General features: G+C 65.5%; 15 protein-coding genes and 3 pseudogenes. 5 read left to right on the top strand and 13 right to left on the bottom strand.

From position 1 onward, the window contains the following. Positions 1 to 37: 37 nt before the first annotated feature. The 10 genes from H5395_RS15260 to H5395_RS15215 all read right to left on the bottom strand — a co-directional run bounded on the left by H5395_RS15260 (position 38) and on the right by H5395_RS15215 (position 11,159). Positions 38 to 1,459, bottom strand: coding sequence for a hypothetical protein (locus H5395_RS15260; protein WP_182793418.1), 1,422 nt, complete (start codon positions 1,457 to 1,459; stop codon positions 38 to 40). 6 nt (positions 1,460 to 1,465) lie between these two features. Next, positions 1,466 to 2,386 carry an SDR family NAD(P)-dependent oxidoreductase gene (locus H5395_RS15255; protein WP_182793417.1) on the bottom strand — a complete coding sequence of 307 codons (921 nt, stop codon included), beginning with the start codon at positions 2,384 to 2,386 and terminating at the stop codon, positions 1,466 to 1,468. A gap of 10 nt (positions 2,387 to 2,396) precedes the next feature. Further along, on the bottom strand, positions 2,397 to 3,575 hold the full coding sequence (locus tag H5395_RS15250) for an acyl-CoA dehydrogenase family protein (RefSeq protein ID WP_182793416.1): 1,179 nt from the start codon (positions 3,573 to 3,575) through the stop codon (positions 2,397 to 2,399). A gap of 1 nt (position 3,576) precedes the next feature. Next, positions 3,577 to 4,335, bottom strand: coding sequence for an enoyl-CoA hydratase/isomerase family protein (locus H5395_RS15245; RefSeq protein WP_182793415.1), 759 nt, complete (start codon positions 4,333 to 4,335; stop codon positions 3,577 to 3,579). Then, complete coding sequence (locus H5395_RS15240) at positions 4,335 to 5,381, bottom strand: acyl-CoA dehydrogenase family protein (RefSeq protein ID WP_182793414.1); 1,047 nt, start codon at positions 5,379 to 5,381, stop codon at positions 4,335 to 4,337. The genes H5395_RS15245 and H5395_RS15240 overlap by 1 nt, the downstream gene beginning before the upstream one ends. Then, complete coding sequence (locus tag H5395_RS15235) at positions 5,378 to 6,247, bottom strand: MaoC/PaaZ C-terminal domain-containing protein (protein WP_182793413.1); 870 nt, start codon at positions 6,245 to 6,247, stop codon at positions 5,378 to 5,380. Before H5395_RS15235 ends, H5395_RS15240 begins: the two co-directional genes overlap by 4 nt. Further along, entirely contained in the window at positions 6,237 to 8,348 is a 2,112-nt protein-coding gene (locus H5395_RS15230) for an acetate--CoA ligase family protein (protein WP_182793412.1), read from the bottom strand. Before H5395_RS15230 ends, H5395_RS15235 begins: the two co-directional genes overlap by 11 nt. Next, the gene (locus H5395_RS15225) at positions 8,345 to 9,496 is read right to left on the bottom strand and encodes a thiolase (protein WP_182793411.1); all 1,152 of its coding nucleotides are present in this window, start codon (positions 9,494 to 9,496) and stop codon (positions 8,345 to 8,347) included. The genes H5395_RS15230 and H5395_RS15225 overlap by 4 nt, the downstream gene beginning before the upstream one ends. A gap of 19 nt (positions 9,497 to 9,515) precedes the next feature. Next, positions 9,516 to 9,872, bottom strand: a complete 357-nt coding sequence (locus H5395_RS15220) for a Zn-ribbon domain-containing OB-fold protein (protein ID WP_182793410.1) — start codon at positions 9,870 to 9,872, stop codon at positions 9,516 to 9,518. Positions 9,873 to 10,187: 315 nt separating this feature from the next. After that, complete coding sequence (locus H5395_RS15215) at positions 10,188 to 11,159, bottom strand: tripartite tricarboxylate transporter substrate binding protein (protein WP_182793409.1); 972 nt, start codon at positions 11,157 to 11,159, stop codon at positions 10,188 to 10,190. 318 nt (positions 11,160 to 11,477) lie between these two features. Between H5395_RS15215 and H5395_RS15210 the strand changes: the two are divergent. Next, positions 11,478 to 11,864, top strand: a pseudogene (locus H5395_RS15210) (IS5 family transposase); the annotation flags it as partial. A 147-nt stretch (positions 11,865 to 12,011) separates the two neighbouring features. Further along, entirely contained in the window at positions 12,012 to 12,539 is a 528-nt protein-coding gene (locus tag H5395_RS15205) for a helix-turn-helix domain-containing protein (protein ID WP_182793408.1), read from the top strand. 30 nt (positions 12,540 to 12,569) lie between these two features. Here H5395_RS15205 and H5395_RS15200 read toward each other — a convergent pair. Next, a pseudogene (locus H5395_RS15200) lies at positions 12,570 to 13,501 on the bottom strand (IS5 family transposase). Between the two features lie 48 nt (positions 13,502 to 13,549). On the opposite strand from H5395_RS15200, the gene H5395_RS15195 reads away from it, so the two are divergent. Beyond that, positions 13,550 to 14,026, top strand: a complete 477-nt coding sequence (locus tag H5395_RS15195) for a transposase (RefSeq protein ID WP_370576477.1) — start codon at positions 13,550 to 13,552, stop codon at positions 14,024 to 14,026. Positions 14,027 to 14,251: 225 nt separating this feature from the next. Here the strand turns inward: H5395_RS15195 and H5395_RS15190 are convergent. Next, a pseudogene (locus tag H5395_RS15190) lies at positions 14,252 to 15,259 on the bottom strand (IS256 family transposase); the annotation flags it as partial. Positions 15,260 to 15,680: 421 nt separating this feature from the next. Here H5395_RS15190 and H5395_RS15185 point away from each other — a divergent pair. After that, positions 15,681 to 16,265: a hypothetical protein gene (locus H5395_RS15185; protein WP_182793407.1), complete on the top strand. Its 585-nt coding sequence runs from the start codon at positions 15,681 to 15,683 to the stop codon at positions 16,263 to 16,265. Positions 16,266 to 16,272: 7 nt separating this feature from the next. Further along, positions 16,273 to 17,367, top strand: coding sequence for a cache domain-containing protein (locus H5395_RS15180; protein ID WP_182793406.1), 1,095 nt, complete (start codon positions 16,273 to 16,275; stop codon positions 17,365 to 17,367). Here the strand turns inward: H5395_RS15180 and H5395_RS15175 are convergent. Then, complete coding sequence (locus tag H5395_RS15175; protein ID WP_182793405.1) at positions 17,364 to 19,340, bottom strand: glycosyltransferase; 1,977 nt, start codon at positions 19,338 to 19,340, stop codon at positions 17,364 to 17,366. The genes H5395_RS15180 and H5395_RS15175 overlap by 4 nt on opposite strands. Between the last annotated feature and the right edge of the window lie 349 nt (positions 19,341 to 19,689).

Genomic DNA, 19,689 nt, shown 5'->3' with positions numbered 1-19,689 from the left:
CGGCGCGGCGCAACTGCGGCGCCGGACGCATTTCGTCTCAAATGAGCCCGACGGCGACCGCCGCCGCCAGCGCCGCCGTCCACAGGACCAGCGCCGAGAGGCAGTAGGGCCCGTTCCAGAACAGTCCGACCCGTGCCACCGGCCGACCGATCAGCGCACCGGCATAGGCGACCGTGGTGATGAACGGCGTGAACCCCATCACGCAGGACCATGCCCCCGCCATCCCGATCCCCGCCGCCAGCTGCGACAGCCCCGGCATGTCCAGCCGGGTGACGAGGCTGCCCAGCACCGAGGCGGTGATGATCGGGTTGATGCCCGCCGCGCCAAAGCCGAACAGCGTCAGGTTCAGCAGGACGATCATCTGCCAGGGGGCAAGCTGCCAGTCCGCAATCAGCGCCTGCACCTGGTCCACGGGGACCAGCTCCAGCATCAGGACGGCCAGCAGCCCGGCCGAGGCGAAGACGCCAAGCTCTCCCGCCGCCAGCGGAAACCGCCGCAGCGTCTCGCCCAGCGCCTGGCGGATCGAGCCTGCCGGGCCGCCGGGACGCCTCCGCCCCAGCCGCGCCGCCCAGATCAGGCTGTAGACCGGCAGGCCGACCAGCAGCGCCCGCTGGAAATCAAGGCCGGTGGCGAGGTTCAGCGCGAAGACGATGACTGCCAGTCCCGCGACATGGCCCAGCATCCGCGCCACCGCGCCGCGGTCATCCGGGTCCGGCCTGACCGTGACCGGGGCGCCCGGCGTCGGGCGCGGGGCGGTCAGGCGATCGACCAGCCAGCCCCAGAACCCGAAGGCAAAGGTTAGTGCGAAGCCCAGCGGCCCGATCTGGAAATAGCTCAGCCCCGGCATCGCCAGCAGCAGCAGGTTGATGCCAAAGCCGAAGGGAGACCACAACGCCACAAGCGAGAAGCCCCGCAGCGTGGCCGTCGTCATCCGGCGTAGCTTCCATTCCCGCATCCGGTCGGGGATGCCGCCGCTGCCTGCCAGCGCCTGCCGGGTCATGTCCAGAAGAATCGCCAGCCCGCCCAGGTTGATCAGCAGGCCGAAGACATGGCCCCCGAAGCTCAGCGCCCAATAGCGCCGGCTCGGGGGCTGCGAGGTCAGATAGCGTCCTGCGGCCGCGATTTCCGGCGCGGATTGCGCCACCACCCGCAGCATTCCCGTCACTGCCAGCAGGGCGGCCAGGAACGCCATCCGGTCCATCCCCTGCGTCAGCGTCTCAAGGCTGATCCCGCGCCACAGGGACAGCGCCAGCATCACCAGCGACAGGATCACCGGCACCCAGGTCACCAGCGTGAACAGGCGCCAGCAGATCAGGAAATAGACCAGCAGCGCGGCGCCGGCCATCAGGCTCAGCGCCGCGCCCTGGACGAATATCCCGGTGACCGAGACCGCGATGACGATGACGATGCAGACTTGCGCGACAAGGGCCGGAAGGCTGCGTTCATCAAGGGCCTTCATGCCGGGTCAGATCGGGTCCCACGCAAAGACGTCGCCGGACCGCTCCATCGGGATCAGGCTCGACCTGAAGGCGGGCAGCACCCGCTCGGCGATGGTTTCGGGCGTCCAGCCGCCATCCATGTGGGCCGAGCGGATCGGGCGCGGCTGGCTGAACAGGAAGATCTCGTTCAGCCGCGCCGCGAAGACCTGTCCCGTGACCTCGCGCGCCGCGTCCGAGGCGAGGAACACCGCCAGCGGCGCGTTGGTTTCGGGCGTCATCCGCTTCATCCGCTCAACCCGCGCCTTTTCGGCGTCGGTGTTGGCGGGGATGGAGCTGGTCATCCGGCTCCACGCAAAGGGGGCGATGCAGTTCGAGCGGACGTTGTAGCGCGCCATGTCCAGCGCGATCGACTTGGACAGCGCCGTGATGCCCAGCTTGGCCGCCGAATAATTCGCCTGCCCGAAGTTCCCGATCAGCCCCGAGGTCGAGGCCATGTGCACATAGGCGCCGCTTTCCTGCTTGCGGAACTGCTCGGCCGCGGCGCGGCTGACGAAGAAGCTGCCGTTCAGATGCACGTCGATGACCGACACCCAGTCCGTCGGGTCCATCTTGTGGAAGATCGCGTCGCGCAGGATGCCGGCGTTGTTCACCACCGCATCCAGCCGGCCGAAATTGTCCATCGCGCAGCCCACGATCCGCTGCGCGCTGTCCCACGAGGTCACGCTGTCGGTGCTGATCGCCGCCTCGCCGCCCGCGCCCTGGATGAGGGCGCGGGTTTCCTCGGCTGGCGACGACGAGCCGCCCTCGCCGCCAAGGCCCACGCCGATGTCGTTGATGACGACCTTCGCGCCCGCCGCCGCCATGCCCACCGCGATCGCCCGACCGATGCCGCCGCCCGCCCCCGTGACGATGGCGACCTTGCCGTCCATGCCCAGATCCACGCTCATCCCGTTCTCCTCACCGCATGTCTTCGCTGAGGCCAAGCACCTGCTTGGCCACGATGTTCTTCTGGATCTCGCTCGACCCGCCATAGATCGAATGGGGCCGCGCCTGGATGAAGGCGCTGGACGGATACAGCCCCGGATCGTCGGATAAGGGGTCAAGCAGTGCCGTGTGCTGGCCCGCGATCTCGATGATGTGGTCGGTGATCTTCTGGTACAGCGCCGACAGGTTGATCTTGAGCATCGACACGTCCGGCCCCAGGGGCTCGCCCCGGCGCACCTGGTCGGCGAAGGCGGTGTAGAAGGACTTGTGGTCCTCCAACTCCATCCGCAGGCCGTTCAGCAGCGCCTTGATCTCGGGCTCGTCCTCGCGGCCGAGATGACGGACAAGCCGCTCCAGATGCGCCATCGCGCCGGTCGCCATATAGGGCGAGCCGAGGAAGATGCGCTCGAAGCTCAGAAGGCCCTTGGCGATGGACCAGCCCCTGTTCACCTCGCCCACAATGGAATCGGCGGGGATGCGGACATCGTTGAAGAAGACTTCGGCGAATTCGTCGTGGCGGTCGAGGTTGATGATTGGGCGCACCTCGATGCCGGGGGTGTCCACGGGCATGATGAAGAAGCTGATGCCGCGCTGTTTGGGCGCGTCCGGGTCGGTGCGGGCCAGGATGAAGATCCAGTCGCCGTCGGTCCCCAGCGTGGTCCAGATCTTCTGGCCGTTGATGACCCATTCGTTGCCGTCCAGCACCGCCGAGGTCCGCAGCGAGGCAAGGTCGGACCCCGCGTTCGGTTCGGAATAGCCCTGGCACCAGATGATCTCGCCCGACAGGATGCGCGGCAAGTGCCAGGCGCGCTGTTCGTCGCTGCCGTAGCGGATCAGCAGCGGGCCCAGCATCGTCATGCCCGGATCGGGCAGGCGGGCGCAGCCGTGCCGCTCCATCTCCTCGACCATGATGAGGTGCTTGGCGGGGGACAAGCCCATGCCGCCATGCTCGCGCGGCCAGTTGGGCGTCAGCCAGCCCTGCCGCGACAGCGCTTCATACCAGGGCCGCGCCTCGTCGATATGCAGGCGCTGGTGGGGACTGCGAAGATGAGGCGGGTAGTTCTCCTCGATCCAGTGGCGGACGGTCTGGCGGAAATCCTCGTCCGACAGCGGGTTCAGGTCTTCATGCGGTTTCGGGTCGATGGCGGTCATCTCACATCCCCTTGAATTGCGGCTCGCGCTTGTCGAAGAAGGCCGCGCGGCCCTCGGTGGCGTCCTGGCTGGCCAGCAGCAGCGGCTGGATCAGCGCCTCGTAACCCAGCGCCTCATCGACGGCGCGGGCGAGGAAATCCTTGATATGGGCCTGCGGCAGCGGCGCGCGCCCCGCCGCGGCGCGGGCGAGTTCAACGGCCCGGTCCAGCGCCTCGCCGTTTGGCGTGACGTCATCCACCAGCCCTGCGGAATGCGCGGTGGCGGAGTCGAGCGGTTCCGCGGACAGCATGATCCGCCGCGCCAGCGCCGGGCCGACGCGGGCCGGCAGGCTGCCGAGCATTCCCAGATCGGGGATCAGGCCCACGCGGATAAAGGACGCAAGGAATCGCGCCCCTTCCGCCGCCACGATCCCATCGCAGGACAGCGCGACGGAGAGGCCCGCTCCCGCCGCCCAGCCCTCGACGGCGGCGTAAAGCGGCTTGGGATAGCGCACCATGCGCCGGATCAGGTCTCCATTCCGGGTCAGCCGCTCTCGCGCGCCGGCTACGGTGTCGGTACCCAGTGTCGCCAGATCGCCGCCGGCGCAGAAATTGCATCCCGCGCCGGTCAGGACCACGGCCCGCACGCTGTTGTCGGTCTGCGCCGAGACCAGCGCCTCGAACAACTGGCCCTTGATCGCCTGGGTCAGCGGGTTGCGCCGCTGCGGCTCGTTTAGCGTCAGGACCACCACGCCGTCCCGATTGTCGCGATCCAGCGCCATCAGGCCGCCTGGGCCTGGGCGTGGCGCTTGCGGTGGGCACTGGCCGAGCCATAGCGGTTCATCAGCACCAGCGTCTTGCGCAGGAACAGGCCGATGTCGGCCTCGTCCGTATAGCCGATCGCGCCGTGCATCTGGATCGACTGTCGGGTAACGAACTGTGCGGCCTCGCTGGCGCGGGTCATCGCGCGGGACACGATGGGTCGCAGATCGCCATCCCCATCAAAGGCCAACGCGGCGTCGCGGATGACGGCGCGGGTGATCTCGATCTGCACCTTCATCTCGACCGCGCGGTGCTGCAGCGCCTGGAAGCTGCCGATGGGCCGGTCGAACTGGCGTCGGGTCTTGAGGTAGTCGAGCGTGATCTCGAACGCCCGCTCCATCACGCCCTGCAGATAGGCGGCATTGGCAAGGGTGGCCGCCTCAAGCGCCCGCGGATCGGCGAAGGGGATGCGGCGCCCCGTCACGCCGTCCAGCCGGACGCAGCCAACATGACCGCCGTCCTGCGTGCGTTCGGTGGTGATTTCGGCGTCCGATGCCGCGATCAGCCAGCCGCCTTCGGCCGTGGTGACCAGCAGCTCGTCGGCGGCGCCCGCCAGCGGCACGAAGCGCTTTTCGCCGCTGAGGCCGTCGCCTTGGACCGTCACGCCGCCGTCCATGTCGGTGCCGTCGGCGGCAAAGCTCCACGCAGGCAGGATCAGGCGCTCGCCCGACAGCGCCTCGGACGGGGCTTCCGGTCCCATCAGGTCGATGGCAAGCTGCGCTTCGATGAAGGGCTCGGGCAACAGCGCGGCGCCCGCCTCGGCGGCGAGGACAGCGTACTCCAGCACCCCCAGCCCCATTCCACCGGAGTCTTCCGGCAGGCGCAGGCCCAGCCAGCCCATCCCGGCGAGTTCGCCCCAAGCCTCGCGGTCAAACCCCGTGTCGGACTTTTTCAGCGCCCGCTGGCGCTTGAAGCCGCCTTGGCGTGGAGCAATCCCGGCGGCGCTTTCGACGAGCATCCGCAGCTGTTCCTGCCGCTCCTCGTCATTAATCCGGATCGAACTCATCCCTTCCCCCCCGTCCATGCGAAATCGAACTTGCCGTTGCCGATGGCGATCACGTCCCGCTCCACCACGCGGGTGCGGAACGAGCCGTCCTTCCAGAACTCGACGCACAGCGTCTCGCCCGGATAGACACTGGCGGTGAAGCGCGCGTCGAGGCCGCGGAAGCGGCTGGCGTCATGGCCGCACAGCCCCGCCAACAGCGCGTTCGCGGTCACGCCCAGCGAGCACATCCCGTGCAGGATCGGCCGCTCGAACCCGGCGCGGGCCGCCACCTCAGGGTCCAGGTGCAGGACGTTGTCGTCGCCGTTCCAACGGTAATACAGCGCCTGTTCGGGCCGCGTCTGCACTTCAACCGAGCCGTCCGGCTCAGTTTCGGGCAGCTTGTGGACCGGCTTCACGGGGCCAGTGGGGCCGCCGAAGCCGCCGTCGCCACGCAGGAAGGTGGTGTTGCGGGTCGTGGCCAGCAGCATGCCGGTCTCGGCGTCGCGCAGTTCCTTTTCGGTGTAAAGCAGCGCCCCTTTGCCCTCGCCCTTGTCGATCAGGTCGGTCACGCGGGTCTTGCCCGTGACGCGCCCCCGGTCGGGCAGGGGGGCGTGCAACGTCATCCCCTGCTCGCCATGGACAACCCGCAGCGCATCGACGCCGGTGCGCGGGTCCTTCAGCCAGAAGCCGGGATGAGCCAGCACCAGCGGCATGGTCGGGAACGGCTCGATCCGAGGCAGCCCGCCCGCAAACCGCAGCGCCGCGCGGTTCATGGGGTCGTTCCCGAGACCGAGGGTCAGCGCATAGAACGCGGCCTCGCGGGGGCCGTATTCCTGGACGACCTCGGGAATGTCGAAGTTCAGCAGGTTCTCGGGATCAATCGGCATCGGTTTCCTGGTCCAGTTCGATGACGGCGTCCAGCGCATAGGCTCCGCTGGGCAGCGCGACGACCGGGTTGAGATCGATCGAGACGAGGCGCGGCCCGGCCGCCGCGGCAAAGACCGACAGGCGCGACAGCATCCCGGCCAGCGCGTCCAGATCGGCAGGCGGGCGGCCCCGCGCCCCGGTCAGAAGCGGCGCGGCGCGGGTCGAGAGGATCATCCTCCGGGCGGTGTCCTGATCGAAGGGGCAGGTCTGCACGACCACGTCGTTCAGGATCTCGACGAAGATCCCGCCAAGACCGAAGGCGGCGACCGGGCCGAAGCTGGGATCGCGGTTGATGCCCATGAGGCATTCCACCCCGCCCGAAACCTGCCTGACCACCAGCACCCCGCTGATACGGGCGTCCGGCGCATGGGCCGCGGCGGCTGCGAGGATCGCCTCATAAGCGGCCGCGGCCTCGTCGGCGCTGGCGATGTTCAGCTTCACCCCGCCGATGTCGGACTTGTGCAGGATGTCGGGTGAGACGATCTTCATCACCACCGGATAGCCGATGCGGTCCGCCGCCTGCCGCGTACCGTCGGCGCTGGTCACGACCTCCTCGGGCGGGGCAGCGATGCCCGCACTCGCCAGCAGCGCCTTGGCCTGCGCCTCGTCGGGCGTTTCCGGCGGCAGGGCGACCGGTGCGCCGATCTCGGGGCGCGGCGCCGGGCGGGTGGCCAGCATCCGGCCCACGCGGCCCATCGCGGCAATGGCGCGGACGGCGCGGCTGGGGTCCTGGAAGACAAGGAATCCAGCATCCTCGTAGGACCGCATCACCTCGCTCGGTCCCATCGCGCACAGCACGAGCAGTCGGTCCGGATATTCTGCCCGCAGCGGCGCGAACAGACGCAAAAGCTGGGGCGCGAGATCAGCGCCGCCGGCGACATAGGTGGCGAAGCAGGCGACCGAGGCATAGCCGCCGTCGTCCAGCGCCGCCCGCATGAAGCTTTCGAACAGCGTCAGGTCGTTCAGCGCTTGCGCCGTGCAGTCCAGGGGATTGACCGCCGAAGCGATGGGCAGAAGCTCGCGCAGTCGGTCCTGGGCCTCCTGCGGCATGGGCGGCATCGGCAGGCCCGCCGCCTCTGCCTCGTCCGAGGCGACGATCCCCGCGCCGCCCGAGACGGTGATGAAGCCTAAACTGTTCTCGACCGGATAGATCCGTTGCGTTGCCGCGTAGGCGAAGTCCATCATCTCCTCAGTGTCGCGCACGCGGATCGCGCCGTGGTCGGCCAGAACCGCCTCGGCCACCTTGTCGTCGCCCGTCAGCGAAGCGGTGTGCGATGCCGCCGCGTGCGAGCCGACCGCGCTGCGTCCCGCCTTCAGCACGAAGACCGGCTTTCCCGCCGCGCGCGCGGCATCCAGCCCGCTGAGCAGCGTCCGAGGGTTGTTCAGCCCTTCCAGATAGGCGCAGATCACCTGGATCTGGTCCGACCCGGCCATCCAGCCGATCACGTCGCCCACGGTGATGTCGGCCTCGTTGCCGGTAGCGACGAGGACGCCGGTGCCGAGGCTGCGATCCCGCGCCACCGCCCCCAGATGCGCGCCATAGGCGCCCGACTGGCTGGCGATCCCCACCGTCCCGTTCAGCGGGAAGCCGGTGTCCAGCGAGGATGAAAAAGTTCCATAATACCCCAGCCCCACGTTATAGGCACCCAGGCTGTTCGGCCCCAGCAGCCGCATCCCGTGCCGCCGCGCGGCTTCGACCAGCTGCCGCTGGCCCTCACGCCCAGCCTCGCCCAGTTCGGCAAAGCCCGAGGTGAACAGCGTCACTGCCTTGCATCCACGCTGCCCCAGCGCCTCGACCGCCTCGATCGCAGCCTTGGCCGGCACTGCCACTATGCCCGCCTCCGGCGTATCGGGCAGATCGGCGACCGAGGGGAAGCACTCCAGCCCCTGAATGGTGTCGCGGTTGGGGTTCACTGGCATGATCCGACCCGTGAACCCGGCGCGCAGCATCGCCGCTATGGGGCGCCCGCCGATCCGCAGCGGCTCGCCGGAGGCGCCGATGATTGCCACCGATCGCGGCGCGAGCAGGCTGGAGAGGCCTGAAAAATCGGGCTGGCTCATCGCGTGTTCTCCGACCCGAGGAAAGCGGTGACCTGGCTGGCGAGCGTGCCGCCATTGCCATGCAGCAAGGCCACGTCGCAATTCCCGATCTGCCGCTCGCCCGCGCTGCCGCGGATCTGGCGCACCGACTCGTCGATCAGGAACATCCCATACATGCCGGGGTGGACGCAGGAGAGACCGCCGCCGTTGGTGTTCACCTTCAGCCGCCCGCCCGGCTCGATGCCACCGTTCTCCACGAAGCGCCCACCCTCGCCCTTGGGGCAAAAGCCGAGGTCTTCAAGGAACAGGATCGTGTTGATGGTGAAGGCGTCATAAAGCATGACCAGATCGACATCGTCGTGCGTCAGCCCCGCGATCTCGAACGCCCGTGGCCCGCTTTCGGACGCGGCGGTCACGGTCAGGTCGGGCATTGCAACGATCGAGCGATGCCAGTTGGCCCCCGCTGCGCCGAGGAAATAGACAGGCTTCTGCGGCATGTCCCTTGCCCGCTCAGCGCTGACCATGATGCAGGCCGCAGCACCGTCGGTGACGAGGCAGCAGTCGCCCGATGTCAGCGGGTCCGAAACCATGCGCGAGGCGAGCACATCCTCGCGCGTCAGGGGACCGCGGGCGAAAGCCTCGGGGTTGAGGTTGGCCCATGCCCGCGCGGCGACGGCGACATCGGCAAGCTGTTCGCGCGTGGTGCCGTATTCGTGCATGTGGCGGCTGGCGGCAAGCGCATAGGCGGTGATCGGGTGGCGCGGGTTGTAGGGCGTCTCGTGCCACTGCGGCTCGGACATCGACACCAGCCGCCCGCCCGCGGTGCGCTGGTTCGAGCCGTAGCAGATCAGCGCAACCTCGCAGAGCCCGGCCTCGATGGCCAGCGCGGCCTGCAGCAGGTGTATCTCGAAGCTCGACCCGCCGACATTGGTGGAATCGAAGTATTTCGGGCGCAGGCCGAGATATTCGACCACACTCATTGACGGGAATGCGTGGCTGCTGGTGGCCGCGAAGACCGCGTCCACGTCCTTCAGCGTCAGCCCGGCATCGGCCACTGCCGCCACCGCCGCCTGTCCCAGCAGTTCCATCGCCGTGAAGCCCGGCGCCTCGCCCACCCCGGCAGTCGCCATTCCGGCGATTGCGGTGCGTCCCTTGATCGGATGTGCCATGTCTTCCCCTTTCCTGCGTTCAGACCGGATCGAAGACGACGCGCGGCGTCTCGCCCGGCTCGATCCGGGCGCGGACACGAGTGCCGATCGGCACGGTCTCTACGGCGGGCAGGGTGGACATCATGCGCGGCCCTTCGGCCAGGTCGATCAGCGCGACGTTGTGGGAGCCCTCGCGCTTGCGGTTGACGGTGATCGCATGGACGGTGCCGTCGCCGCTGGCCTCGACCCACTCCAGATCGGTCGCGCCCGAGGCGGCCACGACGCGCGGCCAGAACACATGCTCTCCTGTCGAGCGCGACCGTTGCAGCATGAACCTGCCCTGCTCCAGAAACGCCTCGTATTCGGCCTGCGGACCTCGCCGGTTATCCTGCGACATGCCGCCCCTCCTCTCGCTGTCAGTTCTTTGTCGGCCAAGCAATTGCCAGCCATCCTCCGATGGGAAGTTTTTCAGCATCCGTGCCATTCCACAAATGCATGTTCTGGATTTCAGTAATAACGTGATGGCATGGAAGGCTGCTTGGCCGCAGCGCAAACGTGCGGCGTCGCTTGAGACGTGGCAGTGAAAAAGGAGGCACGAGGCCTCATTTTCCATGTTTCATTTGCCTCAAGATGCGCAGCCATGGTCCCGGTCGATCCCAGACCCATCTTGCCCCAGAACGGGAAAGACACTCGCTTGCGTGCCGGCTGCACCTCAGTCGATCGTCACCCCCGTCAAGCGAACCATTTCCCCAAGGCGGTCCACCTCGGACCGGATGTAGTCGGCGAACTCCACCGAGGTCCTGATCGGCGCGCGCTCCATCCCCAGCCGCGCCATCAGCGCGGTCATTTCAGGCGAATCGAGCGTCGCCTGAATCGCGTCGTTCAGCGTGTCGACCACATCTTCGGGCATATCAGGCGGGCCGAGAATGCCGAAGGCGGGATTGATATCCTCGATGTCGAATCCCTGCTCGGCAAGGGTAGGAACGTCCGGCAGCACGGCTGATCTTTCTGGTGCGACGGCCAGCGCGGTGAGGGCGCCGCTTTCGATGTAGGGCATCGCCGTCATGGTGTCGGAGAAGACGAGGGAGATGTGCCCGCCCAGCAGATCCTTCATCGCCGCCGCCGTGCCCGGATAGGGAACGTGCATCAACCGGTCGTCCAATTCCCTGCTCAGCATGAACCCCGCGATGTGGGTGGTGTTGCCGGCACCGGCCGAGCCATAGCTGACCCCCTCATTGGCCTTGGCATATTCAGCGAGGCCCTTCATGTCGGTCACGCCGATGCTGGGATTGACCAGCACCACGTTGGGCATGGTTCCGGCAAGGGCGATCGGCGTCAGATCCGTGCGCGGGTCGTAGCCTGCATTGGAATAGAGCGTGGTATTGATGAGCATCGGGCCGGAGCTGACGAACAGGATCGTGTAGCCGTCGGGCTCGGCGCGCACGACGCCGAGGGTTCCGATGTTCCCGGCAGCGCCGGGCTTGTTCTCGACGATGATCGTCTGGTCCAGCTCTTCCTCCAGGCCGGCGGCGATGGCGCGCGCGATTGTGTCATTGGGCCCGCCCGCCGAGAAGGGGACGATCATGTTGATCGTCCTTTCGGGATAGTCGGCCAGGGCGGCGCCTGCCGACACCGAAACGATCGCTGCCAGGGCAATGCCCGGCAGGCCTTTGAAAGATTTCATTATCTCCTCCTCCTCACTTTGACTGATTTGAATTGCACGGCAGGAAATACCCGAAGGATTTCGGGCTTCCCCAAGTGACGCTCGAATCCTCTCGCTGTCAGGTCTTTTTCGGCCAAGCAATTGCCAGCCATCCTCCGGTGGGAAGTTTTGCAGCATCCGTACCATTCCACAAATGCATGTTCTGGATTTCAGCAATAACGTGATGGCATGGAAGGCTGCTTGGCCGCAGCGCAAACGTGCGGCGTCGCTTGGGACGGGCTCTGTTGCACAAATCCCAAGTGGATTCATCTCATGGATCCAGCGTAATAGTCGAGCGGCATGAGCAGACCGACGCCACCCGCCTACAAGACCAGGAACTGGCCGACCTACAACAAAGCGCTCAAGCGCCGTGGCTCGCTGACGATCTGGTTCGATCCCGGCATGACGTGGCAGGCTGCGCCGATCGGCAAACGCGGTCGCCAGCAGGATTACAGTGACGCAGCGATCCAGACCTGTCTGACGATAAAGGTTCTGTTCGGCATGGCGCTCCGCCAGACGACAGGGTTCGTTGAGAGTCTCCTGCAACTGATCGGCCTCAACTGGGCAGTGCCAGACTTCAGCACGCTGTCACGGCGCCAGAAGACGCTGAAGGTCGCTATCCCTTACCGCGGATCGGACGGCCCACTGCACCTCTTGATCGACAGCACAGGCATCAAGGCCGAGGGCTGGGTAATCAGACCCAGCTGGTCATCAGCATAAGTTATTGATTTAGTTTGTCTGTCTATAAGATGTCTATTGCTGGCTATTCAGTGTCCATTTCCCCTGCAACATGGAGCGTCCATCTTGCACTCACACAACATACGGAGACGATCCATGACACTGAACGGCAACAAGCTGCGTGCCCTGCGGGCTCAGAAAGGGCTGTCCCAGAAGGAATTAGCCCAGATGAGCGCCGTTAACCCCAAGACGATCTACAGGGCCGAAAAAGGCAGCCCAGTTGACCAGGAAACCGCTGAGTTCATCGCGGAGGCTCTGGGAGTTTCGGCGCGACTCCTGCGCGGCGACGACGCCCCTGCGCGTTCCGACGCGCTTGGAGAGGTGATCCACTTGCCCTGCCGCTCAGGCCGGCGCCTCGTCGAGAAAATGACTGGCGTCTACAACTTCACGTTCGAGGTTGATGTGGAACCTTCTGGCGCCAATATCGACGCAATCGGGGCGTTTGAGGAGCTTCTTAAACACATACTGCGAGACCCGCGAAATGCAGAAGTCCAAACCGAGGGCCGCCAAACTGATCTGAGGCTTGCCGCCAAAGCCCAGGATACGATCGCCGCGCTCGCCGAACACGGCCTGAACGCCTACCTCGGCGTCTATTCGAGCGGCTCTGTTGCGCAAATCGGCTGAAAGCCGAGGTTCCCCTTTCCCTGGACAGACTCACCCCTCAGCTTCAGTGACGGGTATGCCGAGCGCGGTGTAGCCGTTCAGGACCGCGATGCGGACCTGGAGCTTGGCGACCTGCCGATCGAAGTCTCGGGCCATGAGGCGCTGACCCAGCAACTTCACACAATGCATCTTCGTTTCGGCGCGGCTTCGGCGGTGGTAACCGCTCCATCGTCGCCACAGCGTTCGGCCGAGGTATTTCGACGCGCGCAGGGCCTCGTTGCGTGCCGCAGCCCCGGCGGTGACGGCCTTCCATGGCTTTGCGTTCCTGCGGGCGGGATCACGGCGTGGGCGCCGCGGTCGGCGATCGCATCATGACATTTGCGGGTGTCGTAGGCGCCGTCAGCCGTGACGCTGCCGATCTCCTCGTCGGCCGGGATCTGGCCGAGCAGATCGGGCAGGACTGGCGCATCGCCGATGTGGCTCCCAGTGATCTCGACGGCCCGGACCTCCAGCGTCTGCTCGTCGATCCCAAGGTGGATCCTGCGCCAGACCCGTCGCTTGGGCCCGCCATGCTTGCGGGCATGCCACTCGCCTTCGCCCTCGACCTTGATGCCGGTGCTGTCGATCAGAAGGTGCAGCGGACCCTTGGAGCCCCGATACGGAATGTTCACGGCCAAGGTCTTCTGGTGGCGGCAGAGCGTGCTGAAATCGGGCACCGTCCAATCAAGGCCGATCAGCCGTAGCAGGCTCTCGACGAACCCGGTCGTCTGGCGCAACGCCATGCCGGACAGCACCTTCATGATCAGACATGCTTCGATGGCGGCATCTCTGCAGCTCTGTTGCGGGCCACGCCTGCCTGATGGCGCAGCCTCCCAGCTCATCTCGGGGTCGAACCAGACAGTCAGCGAGCCCCGGCGCTTGAGCGCTTCATTATACGCTGGCCAGTTCCTGGTCATGCAGGTCGGCAATGTCGGTCTGCTCATGACATCGGGCTACCACCCGGGCTTCGTGAGAGGTATCCCTCATGCGATTTGCGCAACAGAGCCGGCGCGGCGCATCATGGCCGCATCAGCAAGGTGGGGCGCAGCCACGCGCGAGCAATGCTGGTCGAGGCGGCCTGGGCCGCGGCGAAGGCGCCGGGGCCGCTGTATGCCTTCTTCGTCAGGATCCGGGCGAGGCGCGGGCATCAGGTCGCGGCGGTCGCGCTGGCGCGCAAGCTGACGGTGCTTTGCTGGCATCTGCTCACGAAGGAGCAGGATTATCTCTGGGCGCGCCCGGCGCTGGTCGCCAAGAAGGCGCGCGACATGGAACTGCAAGCTGGGCTGCCGCAGAAGAAAGGCAACCGACGCGGCCCGGCCTACGCCTACAACGTGAAGGAACTGCGGGCGCAGGAGGCCGACCTGGCGCGGCAGGCCGAGAGAACCTACGAGCAGTTCGTGGCGCGCTGGAAGACGCGACCCCCCAAGGCACCGGCAAGCCCGCCGAACCCTGTCCCACGATCAGAGTAACGTCGCCTCTATCGTCCGCTGAAGGTCGGCAGACGAAAGCGATACACCGGCCGCGCGCTGCGCTACGCCGGAGGCTTCGCGCGCGGCCTTCGCGTGGCTCTGACGGGTGCGCAGGCGCCTCAACTCGGCAAGGCATCCTTGGGCGGCCCGACGACCCTTGCAGCCGATGCGTCGCGCTTCGCCACGAGGTCGCCTGCGCAAGGCAACGATAACAGGAAAGCTCGGATTCGGCTTGTCGATCTCATCCGTGCTGTGCAGCTTGGTGCGGTGCTGGGCAGGGAAGGTCATGTAGGCCAGCACGTCCTCCTCCGCTGTGTCCATGAGCGTGGCCAGCTTCGGCAGCTTGGGCCGCATCTGGTCTGCCACCAGCCGCCACTGGGTCTTGGCCGCGGCATGGTCGGGCTGCGCAAAGGCGGTGGCGATGAAGGCCGAGACCACCCTGCGGCTGCTCTTGCCGGCATGGGCCAGGGCATTGCGCTGGAAATGAACCCGGCAACGCTGCCAGGTGGTGGACAGCACCCGCGCCGTGGCCGCCTTGATGCCTTCATGCGCATCGCTGATCACCAGCTTCACGCCGGAGAGGCCGCGGCGCACGAGATCGCGCAGAAACTCCGTCCAGAACGGCTCGGCTTCGGAAGCCCCGATCGCCATGCCCAGAACTTCGCGCCGGCCGTCGGTGTTAACGCCCACTGCGATCGTCACGGCGACGGACAAGATCCGGCCGCCCTGGCGCACCTTGAGGTAAGTCGCATCGATCCAGAGGTAGGGCCATTCGCCCTCGATCGGGCGGGTGAGGAAAGCATCGACCCGCTCGTCGATTTCCTCGCAGAGCCGGCTGACCTGGCTTTTCGAGATGCCGGTGCCGCCCATGGCCTGCACAAGGTCATCCATCGACCGCGTCGACACGCCATGCACATAGGCCTCCTAGATCACGGCTGTTAGCGCCTTCTCCACCGATCGCCGCGGCTCGAGAAAGGACGGGAAATAGGAGCCAGCGCGCAAGCGCGGGATGCGAAGTTCGACACTGCCGGCCCGGGTCTGCCAGTCGCGATCACGATAGCCGTTGCGCTGCGCCAGCCGTTCGCTGCTCTTCTCGCCATAGTCGGCGCCGGTCTTGGCGCCGACCTCCAGCTCCATCAACCGCTCGGCGGCGAAGCCGATCATCTCGCGCAGCAGATCGGTATCGCCGCTCTTCTCCACAAGCGCGCGGAGGTCCATCATGGGTTTGGTCATCGGGTCTATCCCTCGGTTCAGGTTGGTTGTCGCAACCCGACCCTACCGAGAAACCCGATGGCCACCGATACCTACACCACGCCCCGGGACGTCACCGCGCGCCGCCCCAGGACACCGGCGCGGATATCCTGGCAGAGCTGCAGCTTGAACGGTGTCGAATGCCGACGGCAGGGGCCTCGTGACGTCATGAGCCTTCTCCGATCAAGGCCCGGTCAGCGTATCAGTTTTTCGGGCTCATGTGGTCCAGCCCGGGGGGTTCACTCCATACCCGGGTCAGTTCCGGGTGAAAATCAACAGTCATGGGCTTCGGATGTCCGCAAGGCTCTGTATCTGCGAGGCCGCGCGGCTTCCTTGAGGCCTCCCTCTGAATACGTCAGGATTGTGCTACCACTTGACTCGTTCCATCATAGGTTGTGCCGACATGACGAAAATCCGACACCTTGGGGCCATCGCAGTTGCGGCCATTGCCGTATTTTGCGCTACCCCGGCAGCTGCCGACGGATTCTTTCTGCAATCCGACATCGGAAGCGACACCCAAGGTGGCGTGGTGAACGTCCAGCGGGGGAACCTGAGCTTTGGGGCCAATTTCACTCGGTATGAGGGAGGCAAGGAGCTCTTCACGAGTGTCCTGCACGCGGTCCAGCTGGGCGATGTGGCTGTGCTCAAGTATGGTCCCACCGTCGGCAAGGAGTGGGATGACGACGGCGATGATGATGTCCGGCTCGGGGGAAGGGTCTCGATCGAGAGGTACATGCCCACCTCCTTCGGCTCAGCTTACGGCCTGATCAACCTCGCTACCGTGAACTCATCCTGGTTCGTGCTGGCCCAGGCCAACATCCAGGCGCTGAACGGGGGTGTCGAGCTCTCGCGTGGAGGAAGCGATAACTACCACGAGACCACGGTCGCGTTCCGCAAGGGTTTCGGCGACAGCCCGTTCAGTCTCAGGGCCGGCTACAAATTCGACTCCGAGGAGGCGTTCCTCGGCTTCTCGCTCAATACGTTCTGAGGACATCATGACGGCCATCGCATCCAAATATCCTGCTTTGACACTCGGACGCTCGGTCTTCGGCTTCGTGCTGATCACCCTCGCCGCCGCCTTCCTGATCCTGGCTGTCTCTCTGGAAAGGCGGTCCAACGAGATCATCGACGATGTTCTGGATCGTGCAGTTCGCGTGCGCACGTCGGCCGCGGCAACCTCGCTGGCGCGGGTCTTGGAGCGGGATTGGCAGGATCTCGGCGTGCTTGCAGAACGTGCGGCACTCTTGGAGCCGGAGGTTCTGAGGGGTGTGTTGGATGGGATGCAGGGCGAGGGCGACCGCATCTCCTGGATCGGCTATACCGACATCAACGGGCGGGTTGTCGAGGCCACGCAAGGCATGCTCGTCGGCCAGGACGTGTCGCAACGCCCTTGGTTCCGCGGAGGCCTGAACGGCAGCTTCGCAGGCGACGTGCATGACGCATTGCTGCTGGCCAAGCTGATGGGCGGCAGCGAAGAGGACCCCATCCGCTTCATCGACCTGGCGCGCCCTGTTCACAACGCCGCAGGCCAGGTCGTGGGGGTGGTCGGCATGCATATCAATGCAGACTGGCTGGCCAACTTTCTGACCGAAACGGCCAGGAGCCTCGAGCTCGCCCTGTTCCTCATCAGTGCGAACGGCGACGTCGTGGCATCAAGCACGGGCGAAACGCCCAACACGGCGGATCTGCAGATCCTGCGGGTGGCCCAGACTGGCCAGAGCGGTGCGCTGCGCGAGACATGGCCCGATGGGCAGGACTACTTTGGATCCCTCGTCCCGAACGTCACCTTTGAGGAATTGCCCAGCTTCGGATGGCGAATGCTGGGCCGGATGGAAATGGGCAATTTTGCGGCGGACCTGAACCTCATGCGCAAGGAGGTGGTGGTGGCGATTGCCGCGGTTCTGGCAATCCTGGCGGTCTTCACGGCGCTATATGTCCGCATCTTCGTGCGGCCATTTTCCCAGCTGGCGGATTCCGCGGATCGGATCGCCGGCGGCTCCGAGGAGTTTCCTCCCGCGTCGACAAGCACGCATGAGGCCGCCAAGCTGGGTTCGGCCCTGACCAGACTGCAGCGTGACTCGGACAGTTAACTTCCTGCGCTCAGGCGGCGGGCAATGTCCTTGATGAGGAGAGAGGAGCGTGCACGTCCTATCCCCGGCTCATCTCCATCTGCGTAGAAACGGAGGAACAGGGCTTCGCGCTGTTTCTCGTCCGGGAGCAGGTGAAGACGTGTTCCGTCCGCTGTCTGTGCGATGACATAGGCCTCGACATCGCCTACCTCCTTGATCCGAAGCCTGCCCCGGGTGCCGACAGGATAGATACGCCCCCGTAAACGCACCACGTCCAGAGCCAGCGAGGCAATCCACTGGCGACGGATGTCGCCTTCTTCAGTCACGAAGATGGCGCGTTCCGGCTGATCGGCAACGTGGCGCTCGCGGCGTGGCAGTTCAACACATGCAAGGCATGTCACTGCCAGGACAAAGACGTTGTAGATCGTCCAGAAGATGATGACCCATTTGCCGTCGCCTGCATCGTTGAAGGCGAAGCGGTCGGACAGGATGCCAAGAAAGAGCCCGAGAACCGTCAGTCCCAACAGGACTGCAAAAGGCGCCATCATCTGCCACTGGATTACGACCTTGGTCCGGTCGCCGCCCTTTGCCGTGACGGAAAACGGATGTCCCTTTGGGCGGAGAAGTCCTGTAAAGGCGGCCCGGGTGATCGGGAATGCACCGATCAGCTGGCCTACATCCTGCAGGATTGGCACGATCATACCCGGGGCAAGAACCCGCATCGTCAGCATGGTCCAGGCGATGTAGCAGCCGAAATAGACCAGCACGTCCTCGAGCCTGGCATTCACGACGATGATGTTGAAGTACCAGTAAAGCAGGGGATAGATGACGGACGCAATCCGGAACGAGAAGCTGGTCGTCCAGAACAGGACGGAGTCGATGACGCTCCAGCGGTCGCGCAGGCGCAGGTTGTTCCTGCCGAGTGGCCCAAGAGACGAGCGCGCGATCTGCATCAAGCCCAGGCACCACCTGGCGCGCTGAGTAACGTACTCCTTCAGTCCTTCCGGCGCGAGGCCCTCAGTCAGAGGCTCCGCGAGATAGACCGTTCTCCAGCCGTGCTCCTGGAGAACCAGCGTCAGCAGGAAATCCTCGGTGACGCTCTCCGTGGAAAGTCCGCCGATCTCGCGCAGCGCGCTCCACCGCACGATTGATGACGTGCCACAGCAGAAGGCAATGTCCCAGGCGTCGCGCGAGGGTTGCATGTAGTCGAAGAAGAAGCGCTGCTCGTCGGGATAGGAGCGGCTGATCCCCAGGTTATGCTGGATCGGATCGGCGTTGAAGAAGTGTTGCGGCGTCTGGACCAGACCCACGGCAGTATCGTGGAACAGGGCAAGACTGCGCGATATGAAGCCGCGGTGCGGCACGAAATCAGCGTCCAGCACGGCAACAAAGTCCGGCGGAACCGGATCCTCGGCCAAGCGATCGAGTGCGTGGTTGATGTTGCCGGCCTTGGCGCCCTTGTTGTCCGGCCGGCGCATGTAGCGCACGTTCTGGGAGAGGCAGTAGTCGCGAAGCCAGTCCCGCCGGCTGTCATCCAGGACAATGACTTCCTTGTTGGCGTGCCGGAGTGATTTCGCGCCAACGATCGAGCGCTCGAGGATATCGAGTTCCTCGTTGTAGGTGGCGATCAGGATGCCAACCCGAGGCTCGTCCTTGCCCCACCACCCGGCATGCTCGTCGGCCTCAACGCTGCGCAGTTTGACCCGCGACATGAGGACAAAGGAACTGAGCGAACCGACCAGTGCCATCATTTCGATGACGAAAAGCGACCAGCTCGCCGCCATGTCCCAGGTCAGCCCGAGAGGGGCCAGCGTCTCGGTCGCGCGCCACCAGACATAACGGAGCGCCAGCACGATCGAGACGGCGAAGATCAGGGTCCGGTGCAGGTTGTTGGTGGGACGGACGAAAAGTGACAGCAGCAGGGTTGCGCCGACAACGAGGAGGAGGGGCAGAACAGCTGACCCCAGTTCGCTCAGGTGAGGAAAGTAGATCATCTCACGCGAAGATGCTGCGCAGCCAGTCGAGCGGCCGACGGTCGAAGAACACCCGCCCGGTTCGTCCGATGATGCAGCCGGCTTCGCTTGCCAGTCCCGGCACCAGCAGGGTCACGTCGTAGCGCTCCAGGTGACGTTCGCTCGGGGCAATGGCCAGGTTGCGATAGATCGTGGCAGCTCCGCTGCCGGCCAGACGGCTGATCGTGGCGGGATAGGTCTTGACGGCGTTGTTGCAGAACTCGGCCGCTAGTGGCGACTTCCCCTTTCCCTTTTGACGTCAGGCCACGCGTTCGATTTCGGCCGTGCCGAGTGCATTGAAGCGGTTCATCAGTGCAATGCGGACGTGGAT

The organism is Paracoccus sp. MC1854, assembly GCF_014164635.1.
Lineage (GTDB): Bacteria > Pseudomonadota > Alphaproteobacteria > Rhodobacterales > Rhodobacteraceae > Paracoccus.
The sequence above is the reverse complement of the archived record's forward strand: the minus strand, read 5'-3'. Positions and strand labels throughout refer to the sequence as shown.

Coding starts and splice junctions, on each gene's coding strand:
- H5395_RS15175 (WP_182793405.1), bottom strand. CDS start 19,340: ATGATCTACTTTCCTCACCTGAGCGAACTGGGGTCAGCTGTTCTGCCC.
- H5395_RS15220 (WP_182793410.1), bottom strand. CDS start 9,872: ATGTCGCAGGATAACCGGCGAGGTCCGCAGGCCGAATACGAGGCGTTT.
- H5395_RS15225 (WP_182793411.1), bottom strand. CDS start 9,496: ATGGCACATCCGATCAAGGGACGCACCGCAATCGCCGGAATGGCGACT.
- H5395_RS15240 (WP_182793414.1), bottom strand. CDS start 5,381: ATGAGTTCGATCCGGATTAATGACGAGGAGCGGCAGGAACAGCTGCGG.
- H5395_RS15260 (WP_182793418.1), bottom strand. CDS start 1,459: ATGAAGGCCCTTGATGAACGCAGCCTTCCGGCCCTTGTCGCGCAAGTC.
- H5395_RS15255 (WP_182793417.1), bottom strand. CDS start 2,386: ATGAGCGTGGATCTGGGCATGGACGGCAAGGTCGCCATCGTCACGGGG.
- H5395_RS15230 (WP_182793412.1), bottom strand. CDS start 8,348: ATGAGCCAGCCCGATTTTTCAGGCCTCTCCAGCCTGCTCGCGCCGCGA.
- H5395_RS15250 (WP_182793416.1), bottom strand. CDS start 3,575: ATGACCGCCATCGACCCGAAACCGCATGAAGACCTGAACCCGCTGTCG.
- H5395_RS15205 (WP_182793408.1), top strand. CDS start 12,012: ATGACACTGAACGGCAACAAGCTGCGTGCCCTGCGGGCTCAGAAAGGG.
- H5395_RS15180 (WP_182793406.1), top strand. CDS start 16,273: ATGACGGCCATCGCATCCAAATATCCTGCTTTGACACTCGGACGCTCG.
- H5395_RS15235 (WP_182793413.1), bottom strand. CDS start 6,247: ATGCCGATTGATCCCGAGAACCTGCTGAACTTCGACATTCCCGAGGTC.
- H5395_RS15215 (WP_182793409.1), bottom strand. CDS start 11,159: ATGAAATCTTTCAAAGGCCTGCCGGGCATTGCCCTGGCAGCGATCGTT.
- H5395_RS15245 (WP_182793415.1), bottom strand. CDS start 4,335: ATGGCGCTGGATCGCGACAATCGGGACGGCGTGGTGGTCCTGACGCTA.
- H5395_RS15185 (WP_182793407.1), top strand. CDS start 15,681: ATGACGAAAATCCGACACCTTGGGGCCATCGCAGTTGCGGCCATTGCC.